5 protein-coding genes are annotated in these 13875 nt (G+C 62.9%); 3 read left to right on the forward strand and 2 right to left on the reverse strand.

Annotated elements, in window-relative coordinates; genetic code table 11:
- Window positions 1-51 precede the first annotated feature (51 nt).
- Together IRI77_RS03475 and IRI77_RS03480 are read right to left on the reverse strand one after the other, a co-directional pair.
- Complete coding sequence (locus IRI77_RS03475) at window positions 52-2676, reverse strand: prolyl oligopeptidase family serine peptidase (protein WP_194450694.1); 2625 nt, start codon at window positions 2674-2676, stop codon at window positions 52-54.
- 71 nt (window positions 2677-2747) lie between these two features.
- Complete coding sequence (locus tag IRI77_RS03480) at window positions 2748-5894, reverse strand: family 78 glycoside hydrolase catalytic domain (protein WP_194450695.1); 3147 nt, start codon at window positions 5892-5894, stop codon at window positions 2748-2750.
- Between the two features lie 284 nt (window positions 5895-6178).
- On the opposite strand from IRI77_RS03480, the gene IRI77_RS03485 reads away from it, so the two are divergent.
- Genes IRI77_RS03485 through IRI77_RS03495 form a run of 3 tightly spaced genes read left to right on the forward strand, consistent with a single transcriptional unit; the run spans window position 6179 to window position 13820 of the window.
- A complete protein-coding gene (locus tag IRI77_RS03485; RefSeq protein WP_194450696.1) occupies window positions 6179-7561 on the forward strand; it encodes an efflux RND transporter periplasmic adaptor subunit in 1383 nt (460 codons plus the stop codon).
- Window positions 7558-10695, forward strand: coding sequence for an efflux RND transporter permease subunit (locus IRI77_RS03490; protein ID WP_194450697.1), 3138 nt, complete (start codon window positions 7558-7560; stop codon window positions 10693-10695). Before IRI77_RS03485 ends, IRI77_RS03490 begins: the two co-directional genes overlap by 4 nt.
- Entirely contained in the window at window positions 10692-13820 is a 3129-nt protein-coding gene (locus IRI77_RS03495) for an efflux RND transporter permease subunit (RefSeq protein WP_194450698.1), read from the forward strand. The genes IRI77_RS03490 and IRI77_RS03495 overlap by 4 nt, the downstream gene beginning before the upstream one ends.
- Window positions 13821-13875 lie beyond the last annotated feature (55 nt).

A 13875-nucleotide genomic window follows, 5' to 3' on the forward strand; every position in this document is an offset into this window, starting at 1 on the left:
TTCCGTATCACCTAAGCGCTGCGAGCTATTCACCGGAGTAGCCCAGACTCGTCACTTCAGGTCGCGCACCACCCGCAAGCCAATGTAGTCCGGACGCGCCTTCGTGGTGGTCTTTGAGTCGGCGGGCCGGTCGGCGCTGCCGCCCAGGGCCACGGTGGACCCATCTTTCTTCGTGACCCACTCCGCCACGTTGCCGCCGAGGTCAAATAGCGGATCCTCCCCACTGCCCGTAAAGCTGCCCACCGGCCGCAACAGGGAACCCGGAGCCATGCCTTCAATCAGCGAACTCAGCCGCGCCTCGTCGTCGGCGTTCACCGTATAGCCGGCCCAATGGTCGAGTGTATTCTCGCTCTTCGACCGGGTCAGCAGCGAGCCCAACTCCTCCTCCGTGCCGAGCCGGTAATTCTGCCCCGTCTGTTTTGAGAGCCAGGCGCAATAGGCCTTCGCCTGGTCGGCCGTGATGCCGCCGGCCGGATAGGCCTCGGTGCCCGGAGCCACTTGGTAGGAATTCTCGAACGCCTGGAACTGGCCCCGAGTGACCTCGAAGCGGCCAATCGCAATCGCGCCCCGCTCGACGGTTTCCGGCGTCCGCGGCAGGCTCTTTGTCTTGAGCAGCGCCGCCAGGGCGGACTCCGGCTTGAGCGCCTCATTCGTGTCGCTTGCGATCCCGAAAAGGTACTTGTCGAACCAGGCCAGTTCCTCCTCCACCTTGCGGCGCTGGTGCACATACTTGCGCGGACCGTGCGCCTCACCGGGGAAGAGGATGAACTTCACGTCCGCCTGCCCGTAGTGCTGCAACGCCCGGTAGTGCTGCCAGCCCTGCTCCGTCGGCACCTGCTTGTCTTCCGTGCCGAAGAAGATGATCGTCGGCGTTTTGACCTTGTCCATGCGGTACAACGGCGACTTGCGGATATACAACTGCGGATCGTCCATCGGCGTCTTGCCCAGGTAGTACTGCTCGAAGGAATCGCCGAATACGGCGTTGCCCCAGTCGCTGGACCAGTTCACATCCCCCGCACCGGCGCCGGCTACTTTATACCGCGTGGTGCGCGTCGTGAGCTCGATGGTGATAATCGACCCGTTCGACCACCCCATCACGCCCATCTTGTCGGGATCGATGATGCCTCGCGCGATCAGGGCATCGACACCCTTCTCGACGTCGATCCACTCCAGGTCGTTGTACTTGCCGCCGGAGATCGACTCGCCCCACTTCAGCCCGTAATTCGACGAGCCATGGTAGTTCGGCTTGAACAGGAACGCTCCGCGTTGGGCGTACAGTTGGTGTGGATAGCCCATCGACTCGTTAAAGGCGTAGGGGTCGTGGCCGTGCGGCCCGCCGTGGATCATCACCACCAGCGGGTACTTCTTGCCCGGTGTGTAATTGTGCGGGTAGTAGAGAATCCCCTCCACCTGCTCGTCCTGGGCGCCTTTCCACGTCACCAGTTCAGTCTTGGCGATGGGCTTCTTCTTCCACTCGGAGTTCGGCTCGAGAAAGGTCCTGGGCTCTACAAAGCGGGCGCCATCCAGCTTCGCCAGCATCCACTTCGCGGGTTCGCCCGAGGTCGAAGTGGTGTAGACGATCTGCTGGCCGTCCTTCGTGACCGTCACGGCATGCACGTTCTCTGTGTCGATCCAGGTCCTGGTCCAGGTATCGCCCGTGCGCGTGAAGCGGGCCGCACGGTTCCGCGCCCCATTGGCGAGCAGCGCCACGAAGCCGTCCGGGGTCAGGCTCACGCCCGAACTCAGCCCATTCTCCCAGCCCACGTCCACCTTGGTGACCTTCGACGCGGCGACATCGTAGTAGTAGAGCAGGTTCACCGAAGCGTTGTAGAGATAGGGGTGCGTCGTGTACGGGGCGGAGAAGTAGAAGCCTTTGCTGTCGCCGGTCCAATCGAACTCGCGCGGCAGCACCTTGCCATCCGCGAAGAGCTGCGTACTCCTGCCGGACTTCAGGTCGTGCAGGAACGTCACCGGCTTCACTTTCTGGTCGTAGATCTCGGCCAGGCTGCGGTTGTGCAGCGTTACCGCCCAGGCTCCATCCGGCGAGGCGAAGACGGACGTGATGCGGTCTGTATTCGTCGTCAGCCGGGTGGACTTCGAGCCCTTCACCTCAAACCGGAACAGCCGCACCGGCGGGGCGTGCTTTTCATCGTCCACCACCTGGGAGGTGTCTTTGCGCTCCTTCACTTTCTGGTCGTAAAGCGAGGGATCCTCGGGCGCGGCGATCAGCAGCGTATCGTTGTCCAGCCACTCAAACGTGCGGACACCCTTCTCGAACTTGGTGACGGACCAGGGCTCACCGCCGGCCAGGTTCAGGAACCAGACCTGCAGCCCGCCCGACGCCGCGTCGGCCGGAGCTTCACCGGCAGCCGGAGGCTTCCGCGAGGTCAGGAACGCGATCCGCTTGCCATCGGGAGAGATCCTCGGACTGCTCTCGCTGTCATTGCCCCGCGTGAGCTGAACCTCTTCGAGATCGCCCAGGCGCTTCAGGTAGAGGTGCGAAACCGCCTCGCCCTTCTCCTTGTCCACACGGGACTTCACATAGACGGCCACCTTGCCGTCGCGGGAGAGTTCCAGGCCGGAGGCCCGCTCCTGCAGCAGTATATCGTCGACAGTCCATTTCTCGGCGGCTGAAAGCAGCGACACCACGGCCAGACCAACCAGAAGAATCCGCATGGTGTTCATTGTAAACAGAGCGGGCAGGGCCGCCCGAAGGAGCCCTGCCCGTTTTGGTATGGATTGAGTGTCTACTGGCCCATAAACGTGTAGCTGCCGGACTTCACCTCAAAGACGGACGCTCCGCCTTCGACATGATCCGGCTTCAGGCCGCCCGATCCGCTCGCCGCTGCTCCGGGCACGTAAACCGTGGCCGACGTGTTCGGAGGAACGGTGACATTCATCGTCACCTTGCCACTCTGCTTCGTCCAGTTGCTGACAATGCGGCCGTAAGGCGAAAGGTGGCTCGCCTTCACATGGGTCAATCCACTCGCCGTGAACGGACGGATGGAGAAGTGTTGGAAGCCCGGATGCGCCGGATCGGGCCGGATGCCCGCCAGGTACTCGTACATCCACACGCCCAGGTCGCCGATCTGCATCACGTGGTTGCCGGAGTTCATCGCTGGATCGGCCGTGTCGCCGTTCCAGAGCTCCCACACCGTGGTCGCGCCCTTCTCCACCATGTAGCCCCAGCCGGGGTAGGTCTTCTGCGTCGCGATCGTCAGCGCCAGGTCTGCGCGCCCGTTGTCCGACAGCGTCCGCATCAGCCACTGCGCGCCCACCAGGCCGACGCCCACATGGTTGTTGCTCTCCTTCTCGATCTTCGTCACCAGGCGATCGAACACCGCCGTGCGGCTCTCGCCGGGTACGAGGTCGAACGCCAGGGGCAGGATGCTGGAGGTCTGGGTGCCGTTGTCGAACTTGGAGTCGGCCTGCTTGAAATACTCGCGCAGGAACGCGGCCTTCACGGTGCCGGCCAGCGTCTGGTATTCGGCGATGTCCGCCGTCTGGCCCGCCAGCTTCGCATAGCGGCTCATCAGCTCCAGCATGTGATAGTAGTAGGCCGTGCTGAGCAGCGCACCCGCGGTAACGCGCGTCGGATCCTGCGAGTGGATCAGTTCCGGCTTCTCCGGCGGCACGCACCAGTCGCCATAGGTGTTCTTCGGCATGATGCCGTTTTTCAGGAACCCGCGCATGTACTCCACCCACTTCCGCATCGCCGGATAGTTCCGTTCGATGACGCGCGAGTCGCCGTATTGCTCATAGACCATGTTCGGAGCCAGGATGAACGTGCTGGGCCACACAATACCGTCGTTGTACAGCACCCAGTAGCTGGGCGAGACGTCAGGGATGCTGCCGGATTCGCGCTGCGAATCCTTGAGATCGTTCATCCACTTCGTATAGAACGAAGCGATGTCGAACAGGTAGCTTTCGCTGCGGCTCACCACGCTGCGGTCGCCCAGCCAGCCCTGCCGCTCGTCGCGCTGGGGGCAGTCGGTGGGAATACTGCGGTAGTTGCCCCGGATCCCCCAGTAGATGTTGTGGTGGATCTTATTGAGCATCGGATCGGACGATTCGAAGTCGCCCGTACGCGCCATCGCATCGTGCACCACGCGGCCCTCGATGGAAGCCAGTGTCGGTTTGCCGGGATACCCAGTGACCTCGACGAACCGGAAGCCGTGGTAAGTGAAGCGCGGTTCCCAGGTCTCCGCCGCTCCGCCTTTGAGTGTGTACAGGTCGGTGGCCCGCGCCGACCGCAGGTTGTCGAGATAGAGGTTGCCGTCCGGCCTCAGAGTCTCGGCGTGGCGCAGCATCACCTGGTCGCCCTTGCGGCCGGTCACCCGGAGGCGAAGCCAGCCAACCATGTTCTGGCCCATGTCGAAGATGTAGACCCCGGGCCGGATCTCGCTCACCTTCATCGGTTTGAGGGTCTCAATCACCTTCAGCGGCTCAGCCATCTGCGCTTCCAGCGCGCCCTGCGGCGGCTGCAACGCTTCCACCGGCTGCCACTTGGAGTCGTCGAAGCCCGCATTGGCCCAGCCGGAGATCTCCTTCGTCGCGTCGTACTCCTCGCCGTCGTACTCGTTATTGACGCGTACCGGCCCGTCCGTTGTCATCTTCCACGTAGGGTCGCTGACGACGGTTTCGTGTTTCCCGTCGGCGTACTCCAGTTCCAGTTGCAGCAGAAGTTTGGGAACGTCATAGCCCACCATCCCGATGGGAACCTGGTTGCGCGGAGCCCAATAGCGCCCGTTGCCCAGCATCACGCCGAGGGCGTTCTCTCCGGACTTCAACTGCTTCGTCACGTCGTGCGTGACATAGAAGACCCGCTTCGCGTACTCGGAAAGATTGGGCGAAAGGACGTCATCACCCGCCTTCGACCCGTTCACATACAGCTCGCTTAAGCCGAGGCCGGAAACATAAGCCGTGGCGCGCCGCAGACCACTGCCCACGCTGAACTCCTTGCGCAGCATCCGCGCCGGCAAGGCTCGTTCGCCCTGGAAGCCCACGTCGCCCCAGGGCTTCATGCCGAAGCCGCCCAGCTCTCGAGCCGCCGTCCACGGACCCGTCTCCGACGCGGCTGCCTGCCAGCCGGAGCCGCTCCGCAACACCAGCGGTTCGCCCGAAGTGAACTGAACTTGTAGCGCGCCGATCAGCCCGGCCGGGTCTTCCCGCGTATTCTTCGCCTGGACAAGGATTACGTTCTCGCCCTGCTTCAACAGGGGCGCCACGTCGAGTACCTCCGGCAGGCTCGGCTGGTTGCCGCGGCCCGCCGGTTTGCCGTTGATCGAAAGCTCAAAGCTGTTGTCGGCGCCCAGGACGAACATGGCGTGCCGCATCGTCCGGCCCGCGGGGAGCGTGACTTTGGCTGAGAACCAGCGCGTCGCCGCCGGAGCCTTGACGGCCGGGTTGCCCTCGTCAAACCAGATCCACTTGGAGGTGGTGATCAGTTGGAACGGGCTGTTGGGGGACCGGTAGTCCGCATAAGCACCCTGTCCGATCCACTTGCCTTTCCAGTCGGATGCCTGCAGCAGGCCCATCGACCACTGGCCCGTTTCACTCCACGCCGAGAGATTGCCGGCCTGGTCCCACACCTGCACCTGCCAGTACGCCGCCATCCCTGTTTCCAACACTTTGCCCCGATATGGGACCAGAATGCTCTGCGCCGTCTCCACCTTGCCGGAATCCCACAAGTCGCCCGTGCCCGACTTGAGATTCGCCGGCGAGGAGGCCACCAGTACCCGGTAGGCCGACTGCGCCAATCCGCGCGCCGTGGGGGTGCGCGCCTCCAGAACCCAACTCAAACGTGGTGCTGTTTCCGAGATGCCTGACGGGTTCCTGCGATGCTCCACGGTGAGCCCCGCGGGTTTCAATGCCGAGGGCGCGGCGGTTAGCAAAGCCGCCCCCATCAATGCTAAGCTAGACAACCACTTGTACATGGATAAGTCCTTCGCGATCACTTCTATGGATAAGCCCCGCCTGGTAGCGGGAACCCCCTATTCCATCCAAAATAGAAGCTCAGCGCAAGGCGGCCGGAACGGTGCCTCAATGGAGCCTATCAAAAGTTTCTTGAGCATTGAAAAGTAACGTCGATAGCACGACGGTCGCCAGTCTATGTACCAGTGTGCCTTGCGCCCCCCTGTTCTCGGGTGACTCAAATTCTGAAATGACGGAAACCCTGTTGACCTCTAGAACTTTCTCCGGCCGATGGGCCGCCATAACCCTTGCTGTTCTCGCGCTGGCCGGAACTGGCTGTAATCGTGGTGGAGCGGCTTCCAAGAAGGATGCGGCAGCTAAGAAAGGCGACGCCGTGCCGGTGAGCCTCACCGCCGTCGCCCAACGTGATGTGCCGCTGGATCTCGAAGTGATCGGGAACATCGAAGCTTACTCGGTGATCTCCATGCGTTCGCAGGTCAGCGGTCTGCTCCAGAAGGTCCATTTCAAGGAAGGCGACTTCGTGTCGAAAGGACAGGTCCTGTTCTCCATCGACCCCAGTCCGTTCAACGCCGCCCTCCGCGAAGCTGAGGCGAATCTGGCGCGGTCGGAAGCCCAGATCGGCCAGGCGCAGGCGACGCTCAAGCGCGATATCGCCCAGGCCAAGTACTCCGGGCAGCAGGCCGACCGCTATAAGTCGCTGCAAAAGGAAGGCATCGTCTCCAAGGAACAGGTGGACCAGTTCACGACCGCCGCCGATACCAATTCCGAGATCATCCGCGTCGACGAAGCCGCCATCCGCAGCGCCGAAGCCTCCCTGGTCGCCTCCCGCGCGCAGGCCGACAACGCCAGGATCCAGGTGGGCTACACCACCATCCGTTCGCCCATCGACGGCCGCACCGGCAACATCGCCGTCAAGGAAGGCAACATCGTCTCCTCCAACACGATTGAGCTGACCTCCATCAATCAGATCCAGCCCATCTATGTGACCTTCTCGGCGCCGGAATCGAATCTTGCGGAGATCAAAAAGTTTGCCGCGGAAGGCAAACTGCAGGTCACGGTTCTGCCCTCGGAGGGCGAGGAAGTCACGCCCGAGGTCGGCACACTCACCTTTGTCGACAACAATGTCGACGCCACCACCGGCACCATCAAGCTCAAGGGGACCTTCCAGAACGCCGGCCGCCATCTCTGGCCCGGCGCGTTCGTCCGGGTCCGGCTGCGCCTGTCCACCCGCAAGAATGCACTGATCGTGCCTGCCCAGGCCATTCAGGAAGGCCAGGACGGCCAGTTCGTCTACATCGCCACCGACAAGATGACCGTCGAACAGCGTCCGGTGAAGGTGGGCTCCCGCAGCGGTCAGGATATGGTGATCGATCAGGGTGTGGAAGCGGGCGAAAAGGTCGTGGTCGAAGGCCAGCTCCGGCTTGCGCCCGGCATGAAGATCCGTGTCCGCGAAGGACGGCCCGGCGGTCCGGGCAAGGGTGGGAAGAAGGGCGGCGGTGGTGCACCCGCTGCTACCGCGGCCGAAACTCCGCAGGGCGCTCCCGCAGCCGACGCCCCGCCTTCACAGGACGGTAGTACAACTCCGGGCGCCCGCAAGGGCCGCAAGGGCGAGCACAAAAAACAGTGAACATCTGCGAGACTTTCATCCGTAGACCCATTGCTACCAGCCTGCTGATGCTGGCGGTGGCGCTGTTTGGCATCCTGGCCTACCGGGCACTGCCCGTCAGTGACATGCCGCGCGTGGACTTTCCCACGCTGGTCGTCTCCGCCAGCCTGCCTGGAGCCAACCCGGACACCATGGCGTCGGCCGTGGCCACTCCGTTGGAGCGCCAGTTTACGGGCATCGCCGGCCTGGATTCGATGATCTCGTCGAACTCCACCGGCAACTCCCAGATCACGCTCACGTTCGATCTGTCCCGCGATCTGGACGGGGCCGCCGTCGACGTCGAGACCGCGATCGCCGAGGCCATGCCGCTGCTGCCGCCCGGCATGCCCAGCCCTCCGTCATTCCGCAAGTTCAATCCCGGCGACGCCCCGGTGATCTTCCTCAGCCTCACCACGACAGTCCTGCCCATGTGGAAGCTGGACGAGTACGCGCAGAACATCATCGCCCAGCGGCTCTCCATGGTGAACGGCGTGGCCCAGGTGCAGGTGATGGGCGCGCAGAAGTACGCCGTCCGCGTGCAGATCGATCCCGATGCGCTGGCGTCCAAAAAGATTGGCCTCAACGAAGTCAGCCAGGCGCTCTCCGACTGGAACGTAAACGAACCCACGGGCACGTTGTACGGGCCGCATCAGGCCTTCAACGTCCTGGCCAGCGGCCAGCTCATGCGCGCCAAGGATTATGAATCCCTGGTAGTTACCTATCGCAACGGGGCCGCGGTCCGGCTGCGCGACGTGGCGAATGTGCTGGATAGCGTCGAGGACGACAAGACCGCCTCCTGGATTTACTCCGGCAGCACCAATGAGCGCGCCATCAACCTGATGGTGATGCGCCAGCCCGACAGCAACACCATCGAAGTGACCGATGCCGTCAAGGCGCTGATCCCGATGTTCCAGGCGCAGCTGCCGCCCAGTGTGACGCTGGCCGTGCGCGGTGACCGCTCCAAGAACATCCGCGAATCGTTCACCGACATTCAGATGACCATGGCCGTCACCCTCGGCCTGGTGATCATGGTGATCTTCATCTTCCTGCGGAACCTTTCGGCCACCGCGATCCCCACCATGGCGCTGCCGTTCTCCATCATCGGAACGTTCTCCATCATGTATGTGCTGGACTTCAGCCTGAATAACATCTCGCTGATGGCCCTCATCCTGTGCGTCGGCTTCGTTGTAGATGATGCCATCGTGATGCTGGAGAACATCGTCCGCCACATGGAGAAGGGCGAGACCGCCATGCAGGCCAGCCTGCGCGGCTCGCGGGAGATCGGCTTCACCATCGTTTCGATGACCATCTCGCTGGCCGCCGTTTTCATCCCGCTGCTCTTCATGGGCGGCATCCTGGGCCGGCTCTTCCGCGAATTCGCCGTCTCCATCTGCGTGGCCATCCTCATCTCGGGGATGGTCTCGGTCTCGCTGACCCCGATGCTGTGCAGCCGCTTTCTACGGCCTGTGAACCCGCTCAACCACGGCTGGTTCTACAACATCATCGAGCGCGGCTTTATGGCCATCCACCGGGTCTATGAGCGCAGCCTGGGCTGGGTGCTGCACCACCGGCCTGTGATGCTCGCCATCTTCGTGATTATTCTCGGAGTCACCGGCTGGCTCTTCACCGTCGTGCAGAAAGGCTTCATCCCGGAGGTCGACAGCGACCAGATGGTCGTCACCGTCGAGGCCGCGCAAGGCACGTCGTTCTTCCAAATGGCGAAGTACCAGCAGCGCGTCGGCGAGATCCTGCGCAAGGATCCCAATGTCGACACCATCATGTTGAGCGCCGGCGGTTCGTTCAACTCCAGCGCCAGCTCCGGCCGCCTGATGATCCAGTTGAAGCCGCGCCGCGAACGCGAGCTCAACGTCTTCGAGGTCGTCAACGAACTGCGCCCCAAACTGGCCGCCGTCTCCGGCATTCGCGCCTTCCCCTCCGTGCCCGCCGCCATCCGCATCGGCGGCCGCCGCTCGAAAGCTCAGTACGATTTCACCCTGCAATCGCCCGATACCGCGGAACTCTACGCCGAGGCGACCAAGTTCGAAGCGGTGGTCGCCAAACTGCCCGGCCTGCTCGACGTCTCCTCCGACCTCGAAGTCAAGAACCCGCGCGTCAACGTCACCATCGATCGGGACAAAGCGGCCGCCCTACAGCTGAACCTCCTGCAGGTCCAGAATTCGCTCTACAGCGCCTTCGGTCCGCGCTGGGCCACCACCATCTACTCCTCCATGAGCCAGAACCGCGTGCTCATGGAGCTCCAGCCTAAGTTCCAGGCCCATCCCGACACCATCCCGACTCTGTTCTTCAAATCAGACAACGGAAACGTCGTGCCTTTCCAGTCCTTCGGCAAGATGTACATCGATGCCGGTCCGCTCACCGTCAACCACTCCGGCCAGCTCCCGTCCGTCACCATTTCGTTCAACCTGCGGCCCGGCATGGCTCTCGGCGATGCGGTCGACCTCATTCAGGACGCCGCCATCAGAAACCTGCCGGCGACCATTACCCCCAGCTTCCAGGGCACCGCCAAGGCCTTCCAGGACTCTTTGAAGAACCTGGGCCTGCTGTTGCTGGTTGCCATCCTGGTCGTCTACATCGTGCTGGGTGTCCTCTATGAGAGCTACATCCACCCGCTGACCATCCTCTCCGGCCTGCCCTCGGCCGGCTTCGGGGCGCTGCTCACCCTGCTCATCTTCAACGTCGAATTGAACATCTATGGTTTCGTCGGCATGATCCTGCTCATCGGACTCGTGAAGAAGAACGCGATCATGCAGATCGACTTCGCGCTCGAGGCCGAACGCAAGGAAGGGAAGTCGCCGGCCGAGGCAATCTACGAAGGCTGCCTCACCCGTTTCCGTCCCATCATGATGACCACCATGTCCGCCCTGCTCGGCGCCCTGCCCATCTCGCTGGGTTACGGCGCCGGTGGCGAAGCCCGCCGCCCGCTCGGTCTCACGGTCATGGGTGGCCTCGTCTGCTCCCAATTGCTCACGCTCTATTTGACCCCAGTGGTCTACACCTATATGGCTTCTATCGTGGATCGCTGGCCGTCCCGGCATAAGAAGGCCCCCCTCGACGCGCTCCCGGCCGGAATCACCCCCAGCGGAACTGCCAAATGAACATTTCCGAACTCTTTATCAAACGGCCCATCGCCACCAGCCTTTTCATGTGCGCCATCATTCTGTTCGGAATGGTGGCCTACCGCTCCCTCGCGGTCAGCGATTTGCCCAACGTGGATTTCCCCACGTTGCTGGTCACGGCCAGCCTGCCCGGCGCTAATCCGGAAACCATGGCTTCCGCCGTCGCCACCCCGATGGAGAACCAGTTCTCGACCATCGCCGGCCTGAACTCGATGACCTCGGTGAACTCGCAGGGCGCCACCCAGATCACGCTGGAATTCGACCTCAGCCGCAGCCTCGATGGAGCCGCCGTCGACGTCCAGGCGGCCATTACCCAGGCTTCGCGCCTGCTGCCGCCCGGCATGCCCACGCCGCCGACGTTCACCAAGGTGAACCCGGCCGACCAGCCCATCCTCTATCTGGCGCTTACCTCCACCACGCTGCCGCTGTATACCCTCGACGAATACGCCGAAACCCGCATCGCCCAGCGCATCTCCATGGTCAGCGGAGTCGCGCAGGTGCAGGTGCTGGGCGCGCAGAAGTACGCCGTCCACGTGCAGATGGATCCCCAGAAACTGGCCGCGCACCAGGTGGGCATCAACGAGATCGAAACCGCGCTCAAGAACTGGAACGTCAACCTGCCGGCCGGCTCCATCATCGGACCCCAGCGCGCATTCACCCTGCAGGCCTCCGGCCAGTTGACGAACGCGCCCGCCTACCGGCCCCTCGTCGTCTCCTATCGCAAGGGCACGCCGGTGCGGCTGGAGGAACTCGGCCAGGTCATCGACGGTGTCGAAGACGACAAGACGGCCTCCTGGTTCTACCGCCACGGCCCCGGTCATCGCGCCGTCGTCCTCGCCATCCAGCGCCAGCCCGGCACCAATACCATCGCCGTCACCGATGCGATCAAGCATCTCATCCCCCTGTTCCAGTCCGAGCTGCCGCCCTCGGTGAAGATGGAGATCTTCTACGACCGCTCCGACACGATTCGCGAGTCCTATGACGACGTCCAGTTCACGATGATCCTCACTCTCGGCCTGGTCGTCATGGTTATCTTCCTCTTCCTGAGGAACTTCTCCGCCACTGTGATTCCCAGCCTGGCGCTGCCGTTCTCGGTCATCGGCACCTTCGCCGTCATGTACCTGCTGGACTACAGCCTCGACAACCTGTCGATGATGGCGCTCATCCTCTCCATCGGTTTCGTCGTCGACGACGCCATCGTGATGCTCGAGAACATCGTGCGCCACATCGAGATGGGTGAGGAACCCATGGCCGCTGCCCTCAAGGGCTCCAAGGAGATCGGCTTCACCATCGTCTCCATGACCCTCTCCCTGGCCGCCGTGTTCATCCCCGTCCTATTCATGGGCGGCGTGCTGGGCCGCCTGTTCAAGGAGTTCGCGGTCACCATCTGCGTGTCGATCCTGATCTCCGGCGTCGTCTCCGTCACCCTGACACCGATGCTCTGCAGCCGCTTCCTGCGCGCCGCGCATCATCAGTCCAAGGGCTGGTTCTACAACTCGACCGAGCGCTTCTTCGAGGGCATGCTGCGGCTCTACGACAATAGCCTCCAGGTGGTCCTGCGCTTCCGCCGCGCCACGCTGGCCGTCAGCTTCGTGGTGCTGATCATCACTGGCTGGATGTTTGTCGACATTCCCAAGGGCTTCATCCCAGACCAGGATACGGATCAGATGCTGGTCACCACCGAAGCCGCGCAGGGTACCTCTTTCTACCAGATGGTGAAGTACCAGCAGGCCATCGCCGAGGAAGTGCAGGCCGACCCCAACGTCGACTCGCTGGTCTCGAGCATCGGCGGCAACACCTCCACCACGCTCGGCGGCCCCAACTTCGGCCAGATGATCGTCCATCTCAAGCCGCGGCACGACCGCAAGATGCTGGTGAACGAGGTCATCGACAATCTGCGACCCAAACTCACCCAATTCCCGGGCATGAAGGTCTACATCCAGAACCCGCCGGCCATCCAGATCGGCGGCCAGGTGACCAAGAGCATCTACCAGTTCTCCATGCAGTCTCCTGACAAGGAAGAGCTCTACAAGGCATCGCGCAAAATGGAAGCCGAGATCGCCGCAATGCCCGGCCTGGAAGACGTCACCAGCAACCTGCTGGTGCAAAGCCCCCAGATCCACGTAAACATCGACCGCGACAAGTCCGCCGCGCTACAGATCAACGCCCAGCAGGTGGAAAACGCCCTATATGACGCCTATGGTCCACGCTGGGTCTCCACCATCTACGCGCCGGTGAACGAGTACAAAGTGCTGTTGGAGCTCATGCCGAAGTACCAGGCCGACCCCAACGCGCTCTCGATGCTCTACCTGAAGACGACCGCCGGCCGGCTCATCCCGCTCGATTCCGTCGCCCAGGTCACCAGCGACACCGGACCCCAGACCGTCAACCACTTCGGCCAGTTGCCCGCCGTCACCATCTCGTTCAACCTGCGCCCCGGTACCAGCCTCGGCGACACGGTGACGCAGATCGAAAAGCTCGCCAAGGAACAGCTTCCACCCACCGTCAGCACCGCCTTCCAGGGCGCGGCCAAGAGCTTCCAGAGCTCGCTCTCCAACCTCTGGCTGCTGCTCATCGTTGCGATCCTTGTGGTCTACATCGTGCTGGGCGTGCTGTACGAAAGCTATATCCACCCGCTGACCATTCTCTCCGGCCTGCCCTCCGCCGGCTTCGGAGCGTTGGTCACGCTCTACATCTTCCATATGGATCTGAACATCTATGCGTTCGTCGGACTCATCATGCTCATTGGCATCGTGAAGAAGAACGCCATCATGCAGATCGATTTCGCGCTCGACGCCGAACGGCACCAGGGCATGAGCGCCGGAGAAGCCATCTACCAGGGCTGCCTCATCCGCTTCCGTCCCATCATGATGACCACCATGGCCGCGCTGCTGGGCGCCGTGCCCATCGCGCTCGGCTACGGCGCGGGCGGCGAGGCTCGTCAGCCGCTGGGCCTGGCGGTCGTCGGCGGCCTGCTGTTCTCCCAGCTCGTCACGCTCTACCTGACCCCCGTGGTCTACACGTACATGGCCGGCCTGCAGGACTGGCTGCGCCGCCGCAAGGGCGCCGATAGCGTTCCCGAGCCCATCCCGACCAGCTATTAACCAAACCCGAGCCGCGACCAAACCCGAAGCGCGAACAAACAAGGTGGGACGGCGG

Source organism: Paludibaculum fermentans, from assembly GCF_015277775.1.
GTDB classification, from domain to species: domain Bacteria; phylum Acidobacteriota; class Terriglobia; order Bryobacterales; family Bryobacteraceae; genus Paludibaculum; species Paludibaculum fermentans.